This is a genomic window from Virgibacillus halodenitrificans, assembly GCF_001878675.1.
Taxonomy (GTDB): Bacteria; Bacillota; Bacilli; order Bacillales; family Amphibacillaceae; genus Virgibacillus_Q; species Virgibacillus_Q halodenitrificans.
In genome coordinates this window covers 160104-183285 of the sequence record NZ_CP017962.1, presented here as the reverse complement: position 1 = coordinate 183285, position 23182 = coordinate 160104, and the positions used below count along the sequence as shown (strand labels likewise).

At 37.4% G+C, this 23182-nt stretch carries 25 protein-coding genes and 2 pseudogenes; 5 read left to right on the top strand and 22 right to left on the bottom strand.

Annotated elements, in window-relative coordinates:
• Positions 1–10: 10 nt before the first annotated feature.
• On the bottom strand, positions 11–883 hold the full coding sequence (locus BME96_RS01010) for an ATP-binding protein (protein ID WP_071648047.1): 873 nt from the start codon (positions 881–883) through the stop codon (positions 11–13).
• Positions 884–1671: 788 nt separating this feature from the next.
• Positions 1672–3915 carry an MMPL family transporter gene (locus BME96_RS01005; protein WP_071648046.1) on the bottom strand — a complete coding sequence of 748 codons (2244 nt, stop codon included), beginning with the start codon at positions 3913–3915 and terminating at the stop codon, positions 1672–1674.
• A gap of 90 nt (positions 3916–4005) precedes the next feature.
• Between BME96_RS01005 and BME96_RS01000 the strand changes: the two genes are divergently transcribed.
• Positions 4006–4635, top strand: coding sequence for a TetR/AcrR family transcriptional regulator (locus BME96_RS01000; protein ID WP_040953981.1), 630 nt, complete (start codon positions 4006–4008; stop codon positions 4633–4635).
• 260 nt (positions 4636–4895) lie between these two features.
• On the opposite strand, the pseudogene BME96_RS00995 reads toward BME96_RS01000, so the two are convergent.
• Together BME96_RS00995 and BME96_RS00990 are read right to left on the bottom strand one after the other, a co-directional pair.
• Positions 4896–5341, bottom strand: a pseudogene (locus BME96_RS00995) (DUF4385 domain-containing protein).
• 261 nt (positions 5342–5602) lie between these two features.
• Complete coding sequence (locus BME96_RS00990) at positions 5603–6562, bottom strand: type IA DNA topoisomerase (RefSeq protein ID WP_231478656.1); 960 nt, start codon at positions 6560–6562, stop codon at positions 5603–5605.
• Between the two features lie 543 nt (positions 6563–7105).
• Here BME96_RS00990 and cidR point away from each other — a divergent pair.
• The 4 genes and pseudogenes from cidR to BME96_RS00970 all read left to right on the top strand — a co-directional run.
• A complete protein-coding gene (cidR, locus tag BME96_RS00985; RefSeq protein WP_071648044.1) occupies positions 7106–7990 on the top strand; it encodes a cidABC operon transcriptional activator CidR in 885 nt (294 codons plus the stop codon).
• A gap of 154 nt (positions 7991–8144) precedes the next feature.
• On the top strand, positions 8145–8528 hold the full coding sequence (locus BME96_RS00980; protein ID WP_071648043.1) for a CidA/LrgA family protein: 384 nt from the start codon (positions 8145–8147) through the stop codon (positions 8526–8528).
• Complete coding sequence (locus BME96_RS00975; RefSeq protein ID WP_071648042.1) at positions 8525–9208, top strand: LrgB family protein; 684 nt, start codon at positions 8525–8527, stop codon at positions 9206–9208. Before BME96_RS00980 ends, BME96_RS00975 begins: the two co-directional genes overlap by 4 nt.
• A 112-nt stretch (positions 9209–9320) precedes the next feature.
• Positions 9321–10153: pseudogene (locus BME96_RS00970) on the top strand (thiamine pyrophosphate-binding protein); the annotation flags it as partial.
• Positions 10154–10553: 400 nt separating this feature from the next.
• Here BME96_RS00970 and BME96_RS00965 read toward each other — a convergent pair.
• The 18 genes from BME96_RS00965 to BME96_RS00865 form a co-directional block, all read right to left on the bottom strand.
• Positions 10554–11027, bottom strand: coding sequence for a GNAT family N-acetyltransferase (locus tag BME96_RS00965; protein ID WP_019376684.1), 474 nt, complete (start codon positions 11025–11027; stop codon positions 10554–10556).
• Between the two features lie 141 nt (positions 11028–11168).
• On the bottom strand, positions 11169–11534 hold the full coding sequence (locus BME96_RS00960; RefSeq protein ID WP_071648041.1) for a VOC family protein: 366 nt from the start codon (positions 11532–11534) through the stop codon (positions 11169–11171).
• Positions 11535–11567: 33 nt separating this feature from the next.
• On the bottom strand, positions 11568–12152 hold the full coding sequence (locus BME96_RS00955) for a hypothetical protein (RefSeq protein ID WP_156958424.1): 585 nt from the start codon (positions 12150–12152) through the stop codon (positions 11568–11570).
• A gap of 29 nt (positions 12153–12181) precedes the next feature.
• The gene (locus BME96_RS00950) at positions 12182–12403 is read right to left on the bottom strand and encodes an AraC family transcriptional regulator (RefSeq protein ID WP_026041354.1); all 222 of its coding nucleotides are present in this window, start codon (positions 12401–12403) and stop codon (positions 12182–12184) included.
• Positions 12404–12961: 558 nt separating this feature from the next.
• Positions 12962–13315, bottom strand: coding sequence for a Fe3+-siderophore ABC transporter permease (locus BME96_RS00940; protein WP_071648039.1), 354 nt, complete (start codon positions 13313–13315; stop codon positions 12962–12964).
• Positions 13316–13400: 85 nt separating this feature from the next.
• Positions 13401–13607, bottom strand: coding sequence for a hypothetical protein (locus BME96_RS00935; RefSeq protein ID WP_071648038.1), 207 nt, complete (start codon positions 13605–13607; stop codon positions 13401–13403).
• Between the two features lie 144 nt (positions 13608–13751).
• Complete coding sequence (locus BME96_RS00930) at positions 13752–13973, bottom strand: DUF3953 domain-containing protein (RefSeq protein ID WP_071648037.1); 222 nt, start codon at positions 13971–13973, stop codon at positions 13752–13754.
• Positions 13974–14448: 475 nt separating this feature from the next.
• Positions 14449–14910 (bottom strand): hypothetical protein, encoded by a 462-nt coding sequence (locus BME96_RS00920; RefSeq protein WP_071648036.1) that lies wholly within the window; start codon positions 14908–14910, stop codon positions 14449–14451.
• Positions 14911–15051: 141 nt separating this feature from the next.
• The gene (locus tag BME96_RS00915) at positions 15052–15456 is read right to left on the bottom strand and encodes a P-loop NTPase family protein (RefSeq protein WP_071648035.1); all 405 of its coding nucleotides are present in this window, start codon (positions 15454–15456) and stop codon (positions 15052–15054) included.
• A 311-nt stretch (positions 15457–15767) separates the two neighbouring features.
• A complete protein-coding gene (locus BME96_RS00910; RefSeq protein WP_019375500.1) occupies positions 15768–16295 on the bottom strand; it encodes a hypothetical protein in 528 nt (175 codons plus the stop codon).
• Between the two features lie 559 nt (positions 16296–16854).
• Positions 16855–17247: a 30S ribosomal protein S9 gene (rpsI, locus tag BME96_RS00900; RefSeq protein WP_019375502.1), complete on the bottom strand. Its 393-nt coding sequence runs from the start codon at positions 17245–17247 to the stop codon at positions 16855–16857.
• A 20-nt stretch (positions 17248–17267) separates the two neighbouring features.
• On the bottom strand, positions 17268–17705 hold the full coding sequence (rplM, locus tag BME96_RS00895; protein WP_019375503.1) for a 50S ribosomal protein L13: 438 nt from the start codon (positions 17703–17705) through the stop codon (positions 17268–17270).
• Positions 17706–17858: 153 nt separating this feature from the next.
• Complete coding sequence (truA, locus tag BME96_RS00890) at positions 17859–18611, bottom strand: tRNA pseudouridine(38-40) synthase TruA (RefSeq protein ID WP_019375504.1); 753 nt, start codon at positions 18609–18611, stop codon at positions 17859–17861.
• 26 nt (positions 18612–18637) lie between these two features.
• Positions 18638–19438, bottom strand: a complete 801-nt coding sequence (locus tag BME96_RS00885; RefSeq protein WP_040953960.1) for an energy-coupling factor transporter transmembrane component T family protein — start codon at positions 19436–19438, stop codon at positions 18638–18640.
• A complete protein-coding gene (locus tag BME96_RS00880) occupies positions 19431–20303 on the bottom strand; it encodes an energy-coupling factor ABC transporter ATP-binding protein (RefSeq protein ID WP_040953959.1) in 873 nt (290 codons plus the stop codon). The genes BME96_RS00885 and BME96_RS00880 overlap by 8 nt, the downstream gene beginning before the upstream one ends.
• Positions 20279–21118, bottom strand: coding sequence for an energy-coupling factor ABC transporter ATP-binding protein (locus BME96_RS00875; protein WP_040953958.1), 840 nt, complete (start codon positions 21116–21118; stop codon positions 20279–20281). Before BME96_RS00875 ends, BME96_RS00880 begins: the two co-directional genes overlap by 25 nt.
• A gap of 476 nt (positions 21119–21594) precedes the next feature.
• Positions 21595–21948, bottom strand: coding sequence for a 50S ribosomal protein L17 (rplQ, locus tag BME96_RS00870; protein WP_040953956.1), 354 nt, complete (start codon positions 21946–21948; stop codon positions 21595–21597).
• Between the two features lie 138 nt (positions 21949–22086).
• A complete protein-coding gene (locus BME96_RS00865; RefSeq protein WP_019375509.1) occupies positions 22087–23031 on the bottom strand; it encodes a DNA-directed RNA polymerase subunit alpha in 945 nt (314 codons plus the stop codon).
• Between the last annotated feature and the right edge of the window lie 151 nt (positions 23032–23182).

The window sequence follows — 23182 nt, the reverse complement described above, 5'->3', positions numbered from 1 at the left end:
GTCTATTCTCCTATCTAAATAGCGTCTCAGCTATACTAGCTACAAATTCCCTCTCTCTTGCTTCATCCAATTTATCTGTAATTGCACGTTGAATTGCCCTCTTTGGCGGAATTAAAGCACTTAAGTCACAGGCATCCAACAGGGCACGAATTGATGCAGCATCTTCCGCTATTTTCCCTTGGGAAACCGCAAAAATCAGATCTTCGGATAATTTTACAAATAAGTCGATTAACGTTTCATCGGAAAGCTTTGTCGAGTTGTGAATCAGTTGTTTTAATTGTTTTCCCTGTATATAGGAAACCTCAATCACTACAAATCGATTCTTCAATGCTTCATTCAATGGAACGGTGCCAACATATCCTTCATTAATTGCTGCAATGACACCAAAACCTTCATTGGCAGAAACAATTTCATTCGTAAACGGATTAGTAAGTGTTCTTCTGTAATCCAACACCCCATTTATAAGTGGAAGTGTCTCAGGCTTAGCCATATTTATTTCATCAATATATAAAAACGTGCCGTAGTTCATAGCATTAATAACAGGTCCAGGGACAAACTCAATTTGCTGTTTTCCATCCGTGTATTCCAATGTCTTAAAGCCTAGCAGACTTTCTGCATCCAAATCGACAGATGAATTCACACTAAACATGGGCTGATTAAATAGATAGGACAGTGTCTCGGCAAATTTTGTCTTTCCTGATCCAGTCGGTCCCTTTAGGAGTACATTTTTACCCATACTCAATGCTGTAATGGCATCGATAAGTACATCTGGTGTTTCCGGCATATAATTTCCTTTACGGACAAGCTCCGTAAAATGGTCTGTTTGTCTTCTATTTGAAGTTAATAGTTGGTTGATTTGATCTGGTAAGGAATATTCGTTCATTATTGTCAAACTCCTTTCAGGAACAGTTTACCTTGTTTGGGGAGATTTTTAAAAGGATATGGCTAGTTGTAATAACTATAAGATGCAGCCAATTCAAGAAGAAGGTTCTACAACAAAATGCCGAAGTACCAACTTATCTCGTAACAATCATAGTTGGAGGAAACTTCGAACTAGAGTATATCTCATTTTAAGGAAATGGATGGACCCATTGATTTCCACTGCAGGGGGACGCTTTCCACCGGCATGGCTTCAGCCGCTTCCTCCGCTCCGCTACGTCCAGGGTCTTCAGCTCATGCTATTCCGGTAGGAGTCGTCCCCTTCCGCTCCAATCAATTTGTAGCAGCTTTAAAATTTAAATGTGGAGTGGGCTTTCCACTTAATACTAAACTTATTCATTGCTAAAAAAACAACTCAAAGCGAAGGGAAATACGTACACTTCTGGGTGAGATGAGGCATCGGTGAGACCCCGGAATGCATAGCAAAGGCTGGAAGGCTAAAGTCGCAACGCCTTCATGGCCAACATCGTGTTGGCCCGAGGCTCATCAGCCGCCCCCGAAAAGCGCAGTATTTCCCGTAGCGATAGTGGAACTAGACTCCATATTTAGGCGAGCTTTGCAGCATAAAATAACCAAGTTAGTTCGCAATTTGTCTATTTCCTAAATCATTGAATAACCCAACATATATTAGAGCCAATATTAAAAAGAAGTCAGGTTCATCCTCTTCCAATTGATGACTCCTGACTTCTTCTTAATATAATTATTTACTTCGTCACCCTACGCAAGTAACATCTAGCTGCTTACTTCCTTTTCATACTCTATTTTCTTCCATAGCTTTCCTGGCCAAAATGCATATCTGCCCAGAACGGTCGTTAATGCAGGTACAAGTAGCGGCCGAACAACAAACGTATCTAGAAGTACACCAATTGCTGTCACTGTACCAAAATGAACCAAAACCTGGAGAGGTAAAATGGCAAGGACGGAGAAGGTACCTGCCAGAATTAAACCTGCAGAACCAATAACACTACTTGTTTCGCTAACTCCTTCACTAATCGCCTGTTTTAGTGGCTTATGCTTACTATTTTTCCAAATACTAGAGGCCATAAAGATGTTATAATCTTCACCTAACGCTACGAGGAAAACGAAACTATAAACAGGAATTAACCCTTGCATTGCAGTAGCTCCAAGCCCGTAATGAATAATAATCCAACCAAGTCCAAGGGCTGCTAAATACGATAACAGTACCGTTGCAAGCAAGTAAACCATTGCTACTATGGAACGAAGGTAAACGAGAAGTAACAATGCAATGATGATTAATACAGCTGGAATGATAATGGATTGGTCTCGACTTGTTACTTCCTCTGTATCAGATAATGTTGCTGTCTCACCACCAAGCCAAACCGTTTCATCTGCAGCTAAACCTTCTCCTTGCATATATTCCTCAATATTATTTTTTAGCTTAGGAATATATTCAATTGCTTTATTTGAGTATGGATCAATGGATAAAGTGATTTCATATTGCTGGTAGTTTTTATTTTTGGAACCTGTAGCTGGTTCGCTTACTGTTTCTACCCATTTCATCTCTTCCAGTTCCTCTTTTAAGGAAACCTCTTTACCTTGACTATCCACAATCACCTGGATAGGAGCAATTTCCCCTGGTGGATAGTGTTCTGCAATTACTTCAAAACCCTCTCTTGATGGCATATCTTCCGGAAAGGAATCAAGTAATCCGTACGTGTATTTAGCTTGTGGAACAAAGGCAGCCAATCCTCCTAATACAATGACACAGCTAATTATTATGAGCCATGGCTTTTCCGTAGACCAACGCCCTAAAGCTCTGCCAAATGGGCCAGTAGCCTGTGGTCTGCGAAGCTTTTTCCCTTTCTTCTGCTCTACTTTCTGGATCATTTCCTCCGTTCTTGGAATAAACGGGATAAATGCAAATCGTCCCAGAATAGCTAAAATTGCAGGTAATAGAGTTAAAGCAGCAATTCCCATAATGAAAATAGACAAACTAAATGGAACAGCAAAACGGTCATAAGAACCATAATAAGCTAGTGCTAATGTCAAAAGACCAGTAACGGTTGTTAAAGCACTAATCATGATGGCACCACCTGTGCCTGTCACTGCCTTATGCAATGCTGTGTATTTATTTGACTCCAGCCGTAACTCTTCACGATAGCGAGAGATTAAGAACAAGCAATAATCAGTACCTGCTCCAAACAATAGAACCGTCATAATCGAAATTGCCTGTGCATCTACCTCAATCCAATTTTGCTTAGCCATGAAACCAAGCAAGGGACTTATTAATCCATATGCAACACCTACTGCTACAAGTGGCACAATGGCAAGAATCGGAGATCGATAAAGGATAATGAGTAATATAAGTACAAGCAATACTGTAGCAATTAAAAGTGTCACATCCGCACTGCTAAATAAAGAAGTAGCGTCTGTTTGTATTCCCACTGGACCTGTTAAGCGGAGGTGTAATCCGTTCTCTTTTAAATCTGATTCGAGAACGCTGTCCCCTATCACGGATTCTACCCTTTTTTGTAAATCATCAAGCGATTGTTGCAGTTCTTCTGTTGAGGCGCTCTCTTTAAAGATCACTGGCGTAGTTAATGCCTTTCCATCATCAGATGCAGCTTCCTTTAAAGCTTGCGGTGGCATGTTCGCAAACGGCGGAATCGTTTTTTGATGATCAAGAGGCTGGTCTTCCAATTTCCCGTAAAGCTCTTGAATTTGTTTATAATCTTCTTCACTTAAGCCATCATTTGCGTACCAGGCTAAGAGTAATGGTACACCTGCATCCTCTGAAAATTGTTCATCGGCAATTTTAGAAGCCTCCACAGACATGGTATCTTCAGGCAAAAGTTGATTAGATTTCGTTTCCTGACTGTTTACCTGTGGCCATACTACCGAAACAACTCCAACTAATAGTACCCACAGAATGATTGTCAGCCAACGTGTTTTCGGGCCTATACTTTTTCCCCAATTTGCAAGTAAATTTTTCAAAAACTCACCCTTTCTCGTCATGATGCATGCGTTGTGAATCTTTATTTGCTATAATTATATATACTAGTTAGTTAATTATCAATATAAAAGATTGTGAAGGAGTCATCACCGATGGATAAAAAGCCTAGCCGCCCACTTGGCCGCCCTAAATCAACCCAACAGAAGCAACCTACGAATGAGCTGATTCTCCAAGCTGCTTCCACGCTCTTTATGGAAAATAGCTTTGCAGATGTTTCCATGGATGACGTTGCTTCAGCTTCGAATGTGACGAAGGCTACTGTTTATTATTACTATAAAACAAAATCGGACCTCTACACAGATGCTATGGTTAAGCTCATGTACCGGGTTCGAAAACAGATTATTGAACTGCTCCGTCAACCAATAGAATTAAAAACAAAATTGCAACAGGTGGCTGAAGTATACTTACAGATAGCAGTACATCTGGATATGGATTTTTTTATTCAGAATGCGAAAAGTATGCTTGACCATGACCAAATAAAAGCAATTCATACTGCCGAAGATTACATGTACGAGGGAATGGAAGAAATTTTTGAGGAAGCAATAGCTAACGGGGAAATTAGACAGGTTAATCCTGCATTTACCGTACATTCCTATATATCTCTTCTTAATGCGGGCAATTATCAAAATGCAAATGGAGACACATTATTTACCAATTCTCAAGAAGCTGCTAAGGAAATTGTAGACTTCTTCTGGAGAAGCGTCATGATAGATAAATCATAACTTTTCAAAACAGCTCTTCACTAAACTACCGGAGAGCTGTTTCTTTCTATATTCAACAGAAAATACATGTTAGGATGTACTACTTCTGTGTTTCCATATAGGACTCATTATCAAAAAGTAGAAGATCTAGAATGGTCCAATCAGCAAATTTATTTAGCAAGGCGCTAGTAATACTTTATTCAGCGCGAAATAATACAGCAATCCTGCTGCATGTACTAATTATAGCTGATCCTAAGCAGGTAAAGATCTATGCTATGCTATTATCCACATTTTTCCTGATGGGCTTTTTTCAGCTTAAGATAGTCTTCATCTTCCCGTACTTTTTTCCATTTCACTTCAAAAATAGCAGCTGATTTTGCCTTTTCTGAATCCATATGTCTATCATTCACTTCACCGTGCTTGTCATATTTTTTTCCACCTTTATAGTTTGCATAGCGACGAGACCTGGTATAACCCATTTGAAGAAATTTCTAGCCATATCCATGCCAATAAAGTCATCGTTTTCTTTATACTCCAGATATTTTTGATAGATTTTATCAGCAGAGTCCTTTGCTATCTCAGGAGTTTTAAACCGCCAGCATGGAAGGATCTCGCTTTTATAAGGCTCCACCATCAAGACTCCTTGTTCACCTCTGCCTACTCTATACAGCTCAGGTTGCTCACGGAAATTGATGTTATCAAAATCCAGATCATAGTCAAAAGCCATTTTGATTCCCCCTTATCTATTGCTTTTCGTCCGCTTATGTCCGTAATATTTCCAGCCAATTTGATACCTACTATGTTACCTTTTTATACCACTTGCAAACGTTTATTGGATGATGTATCAAAGGGGAAAATCCTGTACTATTCTATCATCAGCTTAAAAATTAACAGTTTAAAAGTTGGCATATTACTTTATATTTTTATTTTTTATAACCATGCAATGATTCCATGTACCAGCATGGGCGGTCTTTTGATCCATATATGTTTATTTATTGGTGAAATTAAGGTATGCTGTATATAGAAACACATACAATGTTATTTTTTGTTCGGTTTGGTCATAGCGTAAAGACGCATCAAAATTTTTTCCTTTTTTACTTGTAAATCCTTTAATTAAATTGGTTTTTTCGCCACCCAATAACTTTTTAATGTTTATCTGACTTATGGATTTGCCAAGGAATTTCTTTGGTAACGTAAATGTACACCCTTCACGATAACGACTGCATCCATAAAATTTTCCTTTATCTTGAATCTTTCCGTCTTCATGATTACAACGGGGACATTTGCCTATAAAAAATTTTTCATTCACCTGTTGCAAGAACTGTTCCATGCTTCCAATTTTCTTAGGGGCTTCTTGCATTAAAAACTCAATCATTTGTTTGATTTTATTGAAAAACATTTCTTGAGATCCTTCATTCTTTCCGATTTTCTTTAGATACGTTTCCCATTTTGCTGTCATCTCCGGACTAGCAAGTAACGTTCCTTCTACGGCTTGACAAAGTATCTTTCCTTTATCTAATACAGTTACTTGATTCTTTCTAATTCCAATATACAATTGGTGTTTTAATGTTTCTATGATGCTTGCTCTTGTTGCCTCTGTCCCAATCCCTTCACTTTCTTTTAAAGTGTGTTGCAATGCTTCGTCATCTACCTCTTTTCCAGCGTATTTCATCACATTAATCAGTTGCCCCTCGGTATAATACTTAGGGGCTTTTGTCTGTCCTTTCGCTATTTCTACATTAACTTGGCAAGCTTGATCTTTTTCCATTGCTGGTAAGACAATTTCCTTTTTCTTAGCTTGTTGTTGATTTTTGAATAATGATTTCCAGCCTAATTGTTTCTCAACCTTTCCAGTCGCTTCAAAGTTAATCCCTTTCACATCAATCGCTACCTTTATTTCTTCATATTCATAGTCTGGAGCGAACATTGCTAAAGTATTTGCAACCACTTCTTAATAAATATTCTTTTCTTTTTCGTTTAAGGCACTAAAATTTGGCGTTTGTTTTGTTGGAACGAGGGCATAGTGATCGGATTATCAATACCTATATATTAAAAAGTATGAATTAGTCAATGTTATTTCATTGTATCCATGTATTCAATGAATAAATGTAGACCCCCCCGTTTCTGCTTATTTAGGGCGATTGTAATTTCATCATATTACAATCGACTGTTTATGGAATTATGAGTATTACTTGGCAAACAAGTTACGTCCACAAATATTTCATCAGTTGAAGCCAAAGTTGCCTAATAGATCATTTTGTTACGCTTATTCATCAAGGACTTCCCCAATAACATCGGTTGAATACTCTAATTGTAACCCAAGGCTTCACTAATCGCTAAATCACTATCGTATCACCAGAGTGTAAAATTGGAAGTCTCCTAGCGCCACTAATTTAGATGACCTAAATTATAGGGATTTACCATGCCATTCATAACCTGTTTACTTTATGATAATATCTTCATTAAGCATCTGAAACACAGGAGGAATAATATGGATATACAACACATGGTCTATTTTGTTGAAGTTGTAAAACAAGGAAGTATGACTAAAGCATCGGAAAAACTATTTATCGCCCAACCTACTATCAGTAAAACGATTAAAAACTTAGAGGATGAATTACAATTAATTTTATTTGATCGAAGCAAAAAAAGTTTAAAACTAACAGATGCAGGTAAAATCTTTTTTGAACAATGTAATGAAATTGTAAATTTATACAAAGACTTACCAGTTGTGATGGATAATTTACTTGGGGTTAAAACTGGACATCTCAAAATTGGTCTTTCTCCAATTATGAATGTTAAGAAACTCATAAAAATTTTAGCCAATTTTCATAATTGCTATCCCAATATCACTTATGAACTTATCGAAAATGGTGGAAAAACAATAGAGCAAAGTATTCAAATTGATGAACTCGATGTTGGAATTACTGCTTTACCTGTTGATGATCGTCTTTTTCAATCCTTTCCATTTTACGAAGAAGAATTAAAACTTGTTGTAAATAAAAATCACCCTTTAGCAGATAAAGAAAAAGTGTCTTTAATACAACTAGAAAATGAAGGCTTTATATTATTTAACGAAAATTTTTATCTGAACGACATAATAACTGACTCTTGTAAACGCGCGGGCTTTATACCTCATATTGTTTCGAAAATTTCTCAGTGGAATTCTATTGAACAAATGATTATTGCACAAATTGGTATTGGTATCCTTCCTAAAAGTATTATTGAAATGCTAAGTGACGATGTTCGAAGCGTTAGTATCGAGTCGCCATCTATTGTATGGCAACTTGGTGTGATATGGAAAAACAATAAATACATGAATTTTGTCACTAAAGAATGGCTTCACTTTATGCAAAAACAGCTGGATTCAAAATAGAAGATATCGCTTACATAGATAAACGTAATATCTATTATGACAAACCACTATTTTTGTAATAACATGTTCCGTCTTATAATGAGTATGTAAACAAAACGAGGGAGGAAGAATTAAGGATTTTTTAGAACCAAAAGACAATAAGGAATGAAGCCGAATGTTATTAAAGTTTTTTAGAATTCTGTCACAGATTTCCATAATATTTTTAATCACCGCGTTAGGTAATAAGATACAAAGTGTGTTACACATACCAATTGTCGGAAGTATTGTAGGGTTAGCGACTTTCTTTTTATTACTTCAATTCAAAGTGATACCTGAAAGATGGGTTCAAGAAGGGGCTAATATATTATTAGGTACAATGGTTCTCTTTTTTATTCCCTCTATAGTTGGAGGTATGAACATCATTGAACAAATCAACCTTAATTACTTAATATTTATCGCTTTAATCATATTAGGTACATGTATTGTTGCGTTAGCATCTGGTTATTTGGCCGAAAAAATGGTGCAATGGACACCTAACGAAAAGCATGATTCACCATGATTTTAACGGGCTTTATGATGGTTATTTTAACAATATGTATGTATGTCATTGCACGCTATATCCAGAACAAATTCAACTATTCCATACTGAACCCGGCACTGATTGCATCACTGGCAATCATCTTCATTTTAATTATATGCGGCCTTGATTATAAAGATTATATGATTGGCGGCCAATGGATTTCCAAATTTTTAGACTGTACCGTTGTATGTCTAGCTTACCCATTATATAAATATAGACATATGATAATGCGTAATCTTAAAGTCATAATGACCAGTGTGGTATCTGGTATTTTACTTAATTTTATCATTATCTATTTCGTTATGAATTTATTTGGATTTTCAAAACAAATGATTGTTACATTGCTGCCGCGTTCCATTACGACAGCAGTTGGAATTCAAGTATCCCACCAAATGGGAGGATTAGAAACACTTAGCATTATCTTTATCATAGCAACCGGGTTAATAGGGAGCATATTAGGCTCTTCTTTAATAAAGATAGGTAACTTCCAAAGCTCAATTGCCAAAGGATTAACTTATGGTAATGCATCCCACGCCTTTGGTACCGCAAAAGCACTTGAACTGGATTTAGAGTCTGGTGCTTTTAGTTCAATTGGTATGATACTCACTGCCGTTTTAAGCTCAATATTTTTGCCTTTTATCATCACATTATTCTATTAATTCCTTGTTGAAGTAATTTTAAATAACGGTAGTGCACGTTAATCCCTTGATGCATAATTGAATACGCAAATTGGCATACTAAATCAAGAAAAATAAAGGAGTAAATGTATGTATGCCTAAAAAAATCAAAGCAAATCACGCATTAATCTCAGCCTTGAAAGCATGGGATATTGATCATGTATACGGAATTCCAGGAGATTCCATTGATGCGGTCGTTGATGGATTAAAAGTTGTAGAAGATGAAATTGATTTTTATCATGTTAGACATGAAGAAGTAGCAAGTCTGGCCGCCTCCAGTTTCACAAAACTGACTGGTAAAATCGGTGTGGCATTAAGTATCGTTGCCCTGGGGCTATCCGCTTAATAAATGGAATGTATGATGCAAAACTGGACAACATCCCTCAATTAATATTAGCTGGTCAATCTGACAGTGATGTTCTCGGTCCAAAAGCATTTCAAGAAACAAATCTTACGGAATGGTTCAAAGATGTTGCTGTCTATAATAAACAGATTAAGGAACCGGAAACTATCTTTGAAACAGTAAATGAAGAAATTCGTACTGCATATGCCAAAAAGGGTGTAGCTGTGCTTGTATTACCAAATGATTTATTAACTCAAAAAATTGACGACCATACAGATAAAAAAATAGATAAGGAGCCACCTGCACCAAAGAAACCATCAGTTGAGTCTATTCAAGATGCAGCAAAACTGATTGAAAATAGTAAAAAACCTGTTATGTTAATTGGTTTAGGTACCAAACATGCAAAAAAAGAATTACGCATATTTATTGAAAAAGCAAATATCCCATCGATTATTACCTTGCCTTCGAAGGGAATTTTACCGGATGATCATCCTTATAATCTAGGAAACCTTGGTAAGATAGGCACAAAACCTTCCTATCAAGCCATGCAAGATGCTGACTTGCTCATTCTTGCAGGAACCAATTAACAAATTACAATTGTAATTTGCAGCTTTCTAGTTGCAGTTGAATCTGTTAACTGATGATTCGTTTTCTTCATTTCATTTACCTTCTTTATAATTTTCCCTATATACTTTACTGCTACAAAAAATAAGGGGAGATGATACCTTTCGCTAAATAAAACAATAATCTATTTCAATTTATCATTTTTTCTTATGTTTTAACATGAGACCCTAGTTCAATTTTCATATAAGTCTTGAGGCTTAACTTTCACGTTAAAAAAATCGTTCCTCCGTATTAGCCAATCTCTCTCTTAAATGGAACAAAGGGTGTAATTCAATTTTCTTGAATTACACCCTATAACAGAATAAACCATGTTTTTAAACCAAGTCTCACAGTAACTTACTGACACACTGTAAATAATCTTTATTCAAGTGTAAGAACAAATTCTTCGACATCTTCACCACGAGCGTTAGAAAACCCACTGTCTTCACCAGAGATTGTAAAACCACATTTCTCCAGTACCTTGAGTGACCCTATATTGTCCTTTGTAACACGAGCATAAAGTGGACGAATGGTAACTTGTTTTAAAAATCCCCTTAAAGCATTGGTAGCAATTCCTTTGCCCCAGTATTCTTTTCCTATCCAGTAGCTAACCCCCGGTACGCCGAACTGCTCAAAACATAGAATATTTCCAGCAACATTATTTTGAACAATAATGGTTTGCTTGATGATGTCTTTATCCTTCAGAATTTTATTCCAGTGAGTTAAGAAGTTGTTCCAATCCCCCGGGTCCTTACTTGTAAATGCTGCCATATGATTGGCATCCCAATCCTGTTGGTGTTTGAAGAAAATCGGAAGATCATCTTCAATTACGTTTCGAAGCATTATATTACCCATCAAAATCACCCCTTTGTAGATTACTAGTGTTATGTACAGTCGAATGTGAAAAATGATGATTTGTAACACCCGAACAGAAAAAGAGGAATCCTTACTAGATTCCAAAAGAAAGTATCTTACTGCCATCCCACACACTGTCTTTTAAATTTGACTTAGTGCGCAGACTGCTCCTTCTGGATACTCAATGACGGCAAAGCTGCCGCACCCCGAGCCTTCCGGTTTTCTCAGCACCTTGCCACCAAGCTCTCGGCACATCTTTAAACTATGGTCCAGATCTTTCACTTGAAAATAAGTCAGCCATACGGGAGGCAACCCGGCATTGCTTCCGGATCGATGACAAATGCCGGCAACAGGAGTCCCCTCTTTGGTTGTCATCATGTAATCACTGTAATTTCCCATATTGACTTCACTGTTCTCCCAACCGATCACCTTTTTATAAAAGTCGCGCACCTGCTCTGCATTCTCGACAGTTAAATCAGCGGATATAATCTTCCCTTCCTTTTCCATGTAACTTATTCTCCTTCCTTAATAGATTTCGGTTTAATTGTAACGAATTTCATTCACGCTCATTTCTCCTGAATTGTGCTGTTGAATGTATTTTTTTATCAATAATGATAGAGAGACCAATACCGGCGGGTCTGTATTTCGTCCCGGCCGCAATGCCAGGTCAATTCCTTCCCTGATATGAACGCCTTGGTCGAAGTTGAAGGGCTCTTCCCACCTTGCGTATAAAGAATTGTGAAAAATTTCCCTGTTCGTCGTATGCTTGGACTTTGCCATTGATACTGCAATCAAATAATATGTTCCGGGACAAATATTGGCCAAACGATAAAAACCATCTTTTTTTAACAATTGAAGATAGGAGGGCAACCCCACTGGTACAGGCTTTTTAAATAACCCGACTATCACGACCCCTTTACCAAGCTGCTCCACCCCATCTACCCATCCGCAAACGACGGAACCAATGCTGCCGAATGGAATACGTGTTTTTGCACAGGGGACTTTCATGGAATAATGGTATTCCTGCAATTGCCTTGGCTGGGCACGATATTGAGCCGGGGTAATGCCGACTTTCTGCATAAAGGAAGAAGTGAAGGAGCCCAGGCTCTCGTAAACGACTTCCAAACAAATATCCCGGATCGTCAAATTGGTGTTTAACAATAGCGTCTTGGCGTTTGAATTCGGACTGCGAAAATATAGTAAAATGGGGATATACCTGTTACTTTATTAAAAATTTTGGTTAAATGGTACGGACTGTAGGAAGCGATGGCGGCCAGATCGGACAAGGCTATCGGACTATCTAAATGGTGATGAATATAATCCAGCACCTTCTCCACGGCTGCCTCCCACTCCGTACTCGCCTGATCTTTCGACATGCTCTCCCTCCTCGTCCGTACATAAAAAACTTGAACAGCCATGCTTTTACTTGCTTTTTGCATTACTAGGATTACGTTGCCTTTTGAAACTATAAAACACAGCTAATAGCCCAAAAAGAATGCCGCCCATTAAAAACAAATATCATGGTCAATAATGGGATGTCACATATGGCACCAACAGGTTCTTCGTTTAAATCTACCGCAATATAGGCTATATCTCCATGTCTTCCACAATCATCTGAATATTTTGATATACCTGTTTGACTTAAAATCTTCCGTGATGGTCTTGACTCTCCTTCTGGAACAAAAAGGGCTTGATAAAGCATTTTCCATAGAAAGTCATCATCTCCGTCCGTTCCCGATCTAGATCTTGTAATGTGTCAATTTAACATCTCTATCCATTAAACTAAATGCCTATTCTTATCCTTAGTTTAGGGCATCAAGTAAACATTTTGTTCGAATAATCATTCTCTTACAAACGCACTTTCTTTTATTCAATTAACAGGCCCAATTCATTAAGAAGTGTGGATCTCTTGCTCCAGAAATACGCCCGATTGTTTAAATCAAACAACTATAAACTGCTATACCTATTACTCCCAATAATATCAATGCAATACTTGTTACAAAACTTACTTTTTTCCTTTTCCTACTTACGATACTTGTAGTAAACCAACTAGTCACTACCATAATTGCACCTATATGCTGAGGCAATTTCAGAGACGAAATGTAACCAGAAGAGAATAATAATAAACCTATAACAACAAACCCGACTCCAAACAGAGCAAAAGGGTTTTTAAACTCATTTTTTAATTCTTGCTGTTCTTTTTTGTCCATTTCACAATAAGTGTTTATAGAAAGAATTGCTGGTAAAACCCAAATTACAATTAAAAATAAAATCTGCAATGTTCCCATATACTCCCCATCCCACTGTTCGGCTGGCCCGATCGTTTAAAAAAGTCTAGATCGTTCTTCCGTGTACGCGCCCGATTGCTTACATTCATTTCTCGATATTGTTTATTTTTTTAAGACCAAAAATAAACAAACCTAACAACAATACAAATGAGCCACCAGCTAATAATCTAGGAGCTAATTCTACTTTTGTCATGAATAAATAAATATCAAAAATCATAAACAATCCAATTATGAGTTCGCCAACCACTAATCCCATTTTTTTATTTGAATTATTTACATTACTATATTCCATTACTATTCACCCTCACTTTAAATCATTTCAACGGTCGGAAATAGTTCTTAATTTTAGGTTACCACACAGACCACTAGTTAAACAAAATGGTCCTATAATGCGATATTGCCGCGAATTCTTATTAGTGAATCGCGCCCGATTGCTTTATAAGGTATAAACTCCAACAAAAAGACTAAACCCAGCCGCAAGAAACATTGTAAAGGCAGATGGTTTTCGTTTTTGAAATTCAGTTATCCCCATAAGAAGACACAATAGTCCTATTAACAGCAAAACATAAGGCATTATTATTCCAGTTATACCAGTTATCAAACTATAACTAGATAGGACTACTACAACAATCGCTAAAGTTATTCTAAGTATTTTCACTAGCTCTTCCCCCTCAAAAGTAAAATTTGAATCTCAACAAAACGGCCCGACAATGGCAAGTTGGGCGCTAGTCTTATTCCTGATTAGCGCCCTTTTGTTTAACTTTAAAAATCAGTTGAGCAGTTTATTCTTATGTCTATCTTTTCTAAATAAGTGATAAAAACTAATTTCAAATATAAGAAATGCAACGATAAGACTAGCAATGAATGGGGATGAAGAATCGATTGTTAAGAATAACACTAACCCTAAAACAAAAGCTATGATACCGATAACTATTGAGTATTTAACATATTTTTTACTCAAATCATAAACCTCCCTTTATCTTAAAATGTACGATTTAATAATTGTTTAAGTTTCAAAATACACAGTACGTTATTCAAATAATGGCCCTACAATGGCAAATGGGGCGCTATCCCTTATTCCAGATGTGCGCCCGATTGTTTAAGTGCATTACTTTACGAACTTTAATTTGTATTCAATCCCAATAGTTGAAGACAATATCTCCTACGGTTTTAGATTTCCAATATTTAATGTTATATACTTCAGCATCATTAAGTTCATTCTCGTTTTCTACAGTAATTTTTCCCTTACTCTCCTTTATCACTAGTGGTTCATTTAACTCATTTGAACATAGAACGCGATAGTAAGGACTAAATCCATTTAACAACAGCTCGTTATCAACAAACTCACTATAGCCATAGTCAACTGATGAAGCAAAAGCGATAAATGGATATACATTATTGAGTAGGATAGACAAATTCTCCTCAAGAACATTCACTTTCACTTCATAATAATGTCGAGCAACTTTTGGTTCGCTAAAAGATAATACATTCCCATTTAGTGTGTGAATTAACGAGTAACATATTTTTTTGAAGTAATCTCCATCGGTTACTTGATCAGGTCCATTAAATCCGCTTACTCCATTTAAAAGTATCATTTCTAACTTTCCCTTCCGCATATTCAATCGAATGATAGGCCTAGTAATTGTACCTTATTGAACTAAACTAGACCTTGTCTTAAGGAATGGACGCTATCCCTTGTGCCAGAAAAGCACCTGTTTGTTGAAGAAGGGAAAGTTTTATACTTTTTCTATAAATTGTTCAACGTCTTTTGGCGGTTTTAAAATAATTACTTGTTTTTCTTTAGGCAATTGTTCGAGCCTCTTTAAAATTTCAGGTCTTATAGTTTTTGGATAATTCCATATCCATCTAAGAAAATCTGGATCAAATCTTTCTTCGCATCCCACTCCCATATCTGGTCTTGTTCTATTTCGATATTTTAACATTCGTGTGAAAGCACGATAAAGACAGGTTGTTCTTTGAATATCAAGGAAAATTATTGTATCTGCTGCATTAAGTCTTATTTCCATTGTAACGCCATAGTTTTCATCAATGATCCAATCTTCTTTCTTCACTAATTCATTTTTAATTTTCCTTTGTTCATCTTTTGGAACACCAACCCAATTTGGTTTCCAAAATTTTATTACTCTAAAGAAACTTCAAATTTACTTTGTAACAATTTCTAACTTCTAATACTTGTTGTCCGATATAAACGAATAACTGAGGATTGAAATCCTTTGGCACTAACTGTTTAGTTAACAGCGGTACCCTCTGTTTAGCGAATAACATTTATGTAAAACATTCTACGTAGCGGATGCGAAAAGGAATAGATTCATTCCAAATCAGACACAACAAAAGTAAGCGTGACATCTTCACCAACTAATTGGCTAATACCACGCTATCATTTCAAAGAGGTCTCCGGAGTTCCTCTATTATACTTTTATTCTATCTAATTTCAGGCTTTAATTGCACAGCTCACATATTGGGCAGTTAAAGAACCAGCAATCCCCCAAGCGCTTCCTTTAGCACCATATTTAATCATCAATTTTGCTGCTTTTATAAAGCTACCACTTTCTAAGTATGCATAGAACTGGCCAGCAGCAGCGCCACCAAGAATCATTCCCCAATCTGAAAGAACATTTTCTCTCATACATTTTCTTATACTATCCGCTTTACCGCCTGGATCTGACGGATTAATCATAGGAACAATCACTTGTTCACCCGTATTGTTAGCGATGCCAATTTCATTCTCCAAAACTTTCAATTCTTCAGGAACTTCGCCGTATCTAGCTTCAATTTTTTCGTAATCAAGGCCCACTGGATTCCCTTCCGCATCTTTGACCATCGCTTCATCAAACATAAATTCTAGTTCTTCAGCCAACTCTAACTCTTCCTCAGTATATTCCGTAGCGGCTAGCGCATTTATAGGCATAGCACAAAACAAGAGTGTGAAAGATAATAGTACCATCAAGCTCTTTTTCAAAATAAACCCTCCCCATTTTTTGGTAAATTTACCCAATTCGTATATATTTAATTCCAATCCTAACATTAAGAAATTCAAACTGTAACCCTATAAATAAAAAAAGTTTTGATTTACAATTTAGATTAGACCAAACAAAAAAACATAATTGGAGTTGAAAATTAATGTCAATTTCTAGAGTCATCTTGAGAGAGGTTGTATTTTTTATAGTTGTGACTTTGTTTATGTTCGGGATAACAACTCTTATAGATAATATAAGGGGCCACGCGTTTGAATGGGAAAGCAATCTACTCATATGTATACTGACTGTATTTTTTATCCGTGTATTTATGTTGATTACTAAAACTGGAAGCAGAAAAAAAGACAATAGTTAAGTTCCTAATAGTAATCTGACTCGCACTATTCAACTATAAACCTAATAACATAGACTCAAAGGAAAATTAGCTTGTTGTTGATTACTCTTGGACTATCACAAAGACAACCTTACATTTTTTTAAAGCACCGCATATACAGTAAAATCCCCCAACCACATGTGGTTGGGGGATTTGCAAGTGTTGATTTATTAACGTTTTGAGAACTGTGGTGCACGACGAGCGCCTTTAAGACCGTATTTCTTACGTTCTTTCATGCGGGCATCACGAGTTAGATATCCTTCTGGTTTTAGAGAAGCACGGTATTCTGGATCAGCTTCTAGAAGTGCACGGGCGATACCGTGACGGATAGCTCCAGCTTGTCCTGTGAATCCTCCACCATGAACGTTAACTAAAACATCATAAGTTCCTTCAGTTTCAGTTGCTGCAAGTGGTTGGTTAAGAATTAAAAGTTGTGTTTCATATGGGAAATAGTCTCTAGCATCACGACCATTGATTGTAATGTTTCCTGTACCAGGTACTAAACGTACACGTGCAGTTGACTTCTTACGACGGCCTGTGCCATAGTATTGTACTTGTGCCAATTGATTAACCTCCTCTTTAATTATCCGCGAAGTTCGTAAACTTCTGGTTTTTGTGCTTGATGATTGTGTTCAGATCCTCTGAATACATGTAATTTCTTGCTCATTTTACGACCAAGTGGTCCTTTAGGAAGCATGCCTTTAACTGCAGTCTCAAGCATTTCTTCTGTATATTTTGAACGCATTTCGTTTGCATTACGCTCTCTTAAGCCACCAGTGTAACCTGAATGACGATAGTACATTTTGTCTTGTAATTTGTTTCCTGTTAATTCGATCTTCTCCGCATTAATGATGATCACGTGATCACCTGTGTCTGCGTGTGGAGTGTAAGTTGGCTTGTGCTTTCCACGAAGGATTGCGGCAACCTCACTTGCTAAACGACCAAGACGTTGACCTTCAGCATCCACAACGAGCCATTTGCGTTCAATATTATTTTCATTCGCCATGAAAGTTGTGCGCATGATTGATTCCCTCCATCAATAAAATCTTTAATATTCGTTTCGTTATTCCTATATTTCAACATAATTAGTTCCGGGGCTAATCATGGTTTAGAAATAAAATGCCATAAATCATAATATACCAAACTGAGGCTATTTGTCAAGGGCTGAGACAGATTATTTACTGTTATTATAGGTTACCTGCCATAAATATAAACCTTGGGGTGGAACGGTTTCTCCCACAAGCTGTCTATCCTTCTTTTCTAACAATTTTTCAATATCTTCCGGACTTCTTCTACCTTGGCCAATATCCAATAATACACCTACGATAATTCGCACCATATTGTATAAAAATCCGCTTCCCCGAAAAATAAATTCGATTTCATTTCCTCGTTTTTCACAACTTACCTGAAACATCATTCGTTCTTTACTTCCCTTTGTAGTAGCCTTAGCTGAGGAAAAGGTAGTAAAGTCATGAAACCCTTCTAAATATTCACAGGCTCGCTGCATTTCCACAACATCTAACTTATATGGGAAGTGATAGGCATAGTTTCGCTTAAATACATCTGGTTCCTTTATGTTTAATACATAATAATGATATTCCTTCTCCGTTACATCATAACGAGCGTGAAACGTATCTGGAACCATTTCTACTTCTTTAACATACAAATCATCTGGTAATAAGGTGTTTAATGCCTTTTGCCAGTTAACTGTTGGGATATCGTAGTCTGAGTCAAAGTGAATCACTTGACCTTTCGCATGAACACCTGTATCCGTTCTTCCTGAAGCCTGAATACGGATAGGTAATCCTTTATGCATTTTAGTTAAAGCCTTCTCCAATTCACCTTGAATCGTTCTCTTCCTCGGCTGGATCTGAAAACCCGCAAATTGGGAACCATCGTAAGTAATTTTGCATTTCAATCTAGCCATTTGCTTCCAGCCTTTCTGTTAACTTCTTACCAGCTTCTAAAATAGAATAAACCGGCAATTACAAACACAAATAAAACAAAAATCAACATATCTCTTTTTTCTATCTTTAACTCACGTAATTTCGTCCTGCCCTCTCCCCCTTGATAGCCTCTTGCTTCCATAGCCATCGCAAGCTCCTCTGCGCGTTTGAAGGCACTGATGAACAAAGGTATCAATAAGGGCACGATTGCTTTTATTCTTTCCTTAATAGGCCCTGTCTTAAAATCCACACCACGCGATGCCTGGGCCTTGGAGATTTTCTCTGTTTCCTGCATGAGTGTAGGTATAAATCTTAAAGAAATAGACATCATTAAAGCGAGCTCATGTACAGGAAATTTTAATTTTTTTAATGGATGTAGCATTTCTTCTATTGCATCTGTTATTTCTATAGGTGTTGTTGTCAATGTTAATAAAGATGTCACCAGAATTAATAGAAAGAAACGCATGGAAATTGCAAAACCCTGAATGACCCCTCCAGAATAAATTTTAAATCGGAAAATCTCTAATAAAACAGTACCTTCTTTTGTAACAATCAAATGCAAAATAAACGTGAAAATAATCAGGAACCATACTGGCGTTAACCCTTTCGCAATAAATCGGATTGGCACTTTGGAAGTGACTATACATGTGATCGCGAATAAGGTAAGAATGGAATAACTTACTACATTATTTGCAAAAAAGACAATAAAGACAAAGAAAAAAATAACTGTTATTTTCGTACGCGGATCTAACCGGTGTATAAGAGAATTACCGGGAACATATTGCCCGATAATTAAGGAATTATTCATTACTATCACCATCCTTAACGATGGAATGAATCGTCTCCGCTATCTCCCGTACGGTTTGCCCATGAAATGGAATAGATATTGAAAACTTGGCTTCAAACGCATGGAGTAGTTGAATTACTTCCGGCACATCCAGCTGTACTTCTTTTAGTGCATCTTTTTGTGTAAATACCTCTTCTGGAGAACCTTCCATATATTTTGTTCCCTTGTTTAAGATAATTACGTGATCCGCATACTTTAGTGCATCCTCCATACTGTGGGTAACAAGAATTGTTGTAAGGCTTTGTTCTTTATGCATGGAATAAAACATTTCCATTATTTCTTTTTGCCCCCGTGGATCTAAACCTGCAGTAGGTTCATCAAGCACTAATACATCTGGGTTAATGGCCAATACTCCAGCAATAGCTACTCTGCGCATCTGCCCTCCACTAAGATCGAAGGGCGACCGCTCGAGCATATCTTCCGAAAGACCAACTGCGGGGATAACCCTTTTTATACGCTCATTTATCGTTTCTTTTGGTACACCAAAATTCTCAGGTCCAAAAGCGATGTCCTTTGCCACGGTTTCTTCAAATAGCTGATGTTCTGGATATTGAAATACCACTCCAACCCGGCTTCGAAGTTCTTTGAGATTATTTGGTTTTTCCTTAGGAGTTAGTTTGTATTCTCCTATTTTCACTTCTCCCTCGCTTGGGGTTACCAGGCCATTCAAATGTTGTAGTAACGTAGATTTACCTGAACCCGTATGCCCTACTATTGCTACAAAGGATCCAGAGGGAATATGAAAATTAAGATCTTTGATTGCTTGATGAGCAAAAGGAGTATTGCGTTGGTATATATAGCTTACGTTTGTGAATGTAATATCCATAAGTCCTCCAGCAATTCTTCGTGATTTAATGGTTCTTTTGTAAGGTTAATTCCTGTCTCCTTCAATTCATCAGCCAAAATAGCAACGAATGGAACATCTAGGCCTATCTCTCTTAAAGAATCTTTCTTGGAAAATATCTCTCTAGGTGTAGCACGATCCCAAATCTCACCTTTATTCATAACAATAACACGATCAGCTTGTACTACTTCCTGCAGATCATGAGTTATTGTAATTAGCGAAAGGGCTTCTTTGTTTTGAACATTGGAAACCGTCCGCATAATCTCAGTCCTGCCTTTTGGATCAAGCATGGCAGTGGCCTCATCCAAAATGAGGACTTTAGGAGAAATAGCTAGCACGCTGGCGATAGCCACACGTTGCTTTTGTCCACCGGAAAGTCGATGTGGTTCGGTAAACCGATAATCTTCCATTCCTACGGCAGATAGCGTTTCTTCTATACGTGTTACCATCTCTTCACGGGGAGTTCCTCTATTTTCCATTCCAAAGGCTACATCGTCCTGTACAGTCGTACCAACAAACTGATTATCAGGATTTTGAAAGACCATGCCAACCTCTTTGCGAATATCCCAAATTGTTTCCTCATTCACTTGCTGGCCATCTATCAAAATTTCACCTTTTTGCGGGAATAAAAGCCCATTTATTAATTTAGCTATTGTTGACTTGCCGGAACCGTTATGACCAATGATGGCTACCCATTCACCTTCATAAATTTGAAATGAGCAATTTCTCAACACCCAGGGTTGCTCTTCTCCATATCGAAATGATACATCTCTAAACTCAATTAACTTCCTACTCATCGTACTCCCTCTCTCTCCCTGGATCCTGTTGTATAATAAACTCTCATAGTTTTATAATATAGATAGACGTCTAAGATGTATATAGCCTCTAAGTGGGATTATCAGGGGCTCTCAGTTGAATCTGCCGCAGAGCTTTATCAGTCACAGGTGCTGTTTATCCTCCGGAGAGCTGTTTTATCGGCCGCAGGAGCTTTTTATCCGCCGGAGAGCTGTTTTATCACCCGCAGAAGCCTTATATCCGCCGGAGAACCGATTTATCCGCCGCAGGAGCGTTTTATCCTCCGGAGAACCGATTTATCGGCCTCAGAAACGGTTTATCTGTCGGGGGACATCTACCCGCTTCAAAACCGGCTTCGCTCTTCAGAACGCCGCTATACCACCTTAGAGCTGCAATTATCAATATTACTATACAAAAAAAGGGCTTGGATTCACCTCATGGAAGAGATTCAGTCCTGCCCTTGACGTATAACGTTACATTAAACTAGCTCGATAATTGCCATCGGAGCTCCGTCACCTTGACGAGCACCTAGTTTAAGAACACGTGTGTATCCACCTTGACGGTCTTCATAACGTGCAGCAACATCATCAAAAAGTTTTTGAATTACATTTTCGTTTTCATTTGCTTCCTGATTGTATAAAAATGCTGCAGCCTGACGACGTGCATGAAGATCACCACGTTTACCAAGCGTAATCATTTTTTCTACTACAGATTTAAGTTCTTTCGCTTTTGCTTCTGTTGTTTCAATCCGTTCATGAATAATCAAATCAGAGGCAAGGTTGCGAAGTAATGCCATACGAGTGTCTGTTGTACGACCAAGTTTTCTAGCCATGGACTATCCCTCCCTTTCCTGTTGTATAAGGAACTGTCATTAATCTCGGGTTATTTAAACAGCAACACACAGATTTTTATAAATCTGAGATGAAGCTGAAATGAACTTACAGTATTGTTCTAAAGGAGTTGTAAATGATCAGTCATCATTACGTAAACCAAGTCCAAGATCAGTTAATTTTACTTTAACTTCTTCTAGAGACTTACGGCCTAAGTTCCGAACCTTCATCATGTCTTCTTCAGATTTGTTTGCAAGCTCTTGAACGGTATTAATTCCAGCACGTTTCAAACAATTATAAGATCTAACAGATAAATCAAGTTCTTCAATCGTCATTTCCATGACTTTTTCTTTTTGGTCTTCTTCTTTCTCGACCATGATCTCTGCTTTTTGCGCTTCATCTGTTAAACCTACAAAGATGTTTAGATGTTCTGAAAAGACTTTGGCTCCTAAAGAAACTGCTTCTTCAGGACGAATGCTGCCATCTGTCCAAACATCAAAAGTTAATTTATCGTAGTTAGCATCCTGTCCTACACGCGTATTTTCAACTTGATAGGTCACACGTGAAACTGGTGTGAAAATAGAATCAACTGGGATTACACCGATAGGTTGCTCATCCCTTTTATTAGCTTCAGCTGAACGGTAACCACGGCCACGTTCTGCTGTTATTTTCATTTGTAAGTTTCCTTTGCTGTTCAACGTAGCAATAGGTAATTCCGGATTCAATACTTCTACATCACTATCAAAAGTTAGATCTGCAGCCGTAACTTTTCCTTCTCCCTGTACATCGATCTCCAAGGTCTTCTCTTCATCAGAGTAAATCTTAAGAGCAAGCTTTTTCAAACTTAAAATAATCGTGGTCACATCTTCAACAACACCATCAATTGTAGAGAATTCATGTAGTGCTCCATCAATTTGGACTGATGTAACAGCAGCACCTGGAAGTGAGGATAGTAGGATACGACGCAAGGAGTTTCCTAGAGTGGTACCATATCCACGTTCGAGCGGTTCGACTACGAATTTTCCAAATGTAGCATCATCGCTGATTTCTACCGTTTCAATTTTTGGTTTTTCAATTTCAATCATTCCATAAAACCCTCCTTTAAAACGTCGAAACCCCGGTTAGACAATAGGTCTAACCGAAATTCCTCAAATAGGCAGTTGGCGTTTCTGCACTATTGTCTATTTTGCCTTACTTGTCTCTTGGATGCTTGAATGATAAAGGAATTTAGCCTTT

Coding starts and splice junctions, on each gene's coding strand:
- BME96_RS01010 (WP_071648047.1), bottom strand. CDS start 883: ATGAACGAATATTCCTTACCAGATCAAATCAACCAACTATTAACTTCA.
- BME96_RS01005 (WP_071648046.1), bottom strand. CDS start 3,915: ATGACGAGAAAGGGTGAGTTTTTGAAAAATTTACTTGCAAATTGGGGA.
- BME96_RS01000 (WP_040953981.1), top strand. CDS start 4,006: ATGGATAAAAAGCCTAGCCGCCCACTTGGCCGCCCTAAATCAACCCAA.
- cidR (WP_071648044.1), top strand. CDS start 7,106: ATGGATATACAACACATGGTCTATTTTGTTGAAGTTGTAAAACAAGGA.
- BME96_RS00980 (WP_071648043.1), top strand. CDS start 8,145: ATGTTATTAAAGTTTTTTAGAATTCTGTCACAGATTTCCATAATATTT.
- BME96_RS00975 (WP_071648042.1), top strand. CDS start 8,525: ATGATTTTAACGGGCTTTATGATGGTTATTTTAACAATATGTATGTAT.
- BME96_RS00965 (WP_019376684.1), bottom strand. CDS start 11,027: ATGGGTAATATAATGCTTCGAAACGTAATTGAAGATGATCTTCCGATT.
- BME96_RS00960 (WP_071648041.1), bottom strand. CDS start 11,534: ATGGAAAAGGAAGGGAAGATTATATCCGCTGATTTAACTGTCGAGAAT.
- BME96_RS00950 (WP_026041354.1), bottom strand. CDS start 12,403: ATGTCGAAAGATCAGGCGAGTACGGAGTGGGAGGCAGCCGTGGAGAAG.
- BME96_RS00940 (WP_071648039.1), bottom strand. CDS start 13,315: ATGGGAACATTGCAGATTTTATTTTTAATTGTAATTTGGGTTTTACCA.
- BME96_RS00935 (WP_071648038.1), bottom strand. CDS start 13,607: ATGGAATATAGTAATGTAAATAATTCAAATAAAAAAATGGGATTAGTG.
- BME96_RS00920 (WP_071648036.1), bottom strand. CDS start 14,910: ATGATACTTTTAAATGGAGTAAGCGGATTTAATGGACCTGATCAAGTA.
- rplM (WP_019375503.1), bottom strand. CDS start 17,705: ATGCGCACAACTTTCATGGCGAATGAAAATAATATTGAACGCAAATGG.
- truA (WP_019375504.1), bottom strand. CDS start 18,611: ATGGCTAGATTGAAATGCAAAATTACTTACGATGGTTCCCAATTTGCG.
- BME96_RS00885 (WP_040953960.1), bottom strand. CDS start 19,438: ATGAATAATTCCTTAATTATCGGGCAATATGTTCCCGGTAATTCTCTT.
- BME96_RS00880 (WP_040953959.1), bottom strand. CDS start 20,303: ATGGATATTACATTCACAAACGTAAGCTATATATACCAACGCAATACT.
- BME96_RS00875 (WP_040953958.1), bottom strand. CDS start 21,118: ATGAGTAGGAAGTTAATTGAGTTTAGAGATGTATCATTTCGATATGGA.
- rplQ (WP_040953956.1), bottom strand. CDS start 21,948: ATGGCTAGAAAACTTGGTCGTACAACAGACACTCGTATGGCATTACTT.
- BME96_RS00865 (WP_019375509.1), bottom strand. CDS start 23,031: ATGATTGAAATTGAAAAACCAAAAATTGAAACGGTAGAAATCAGCGAT.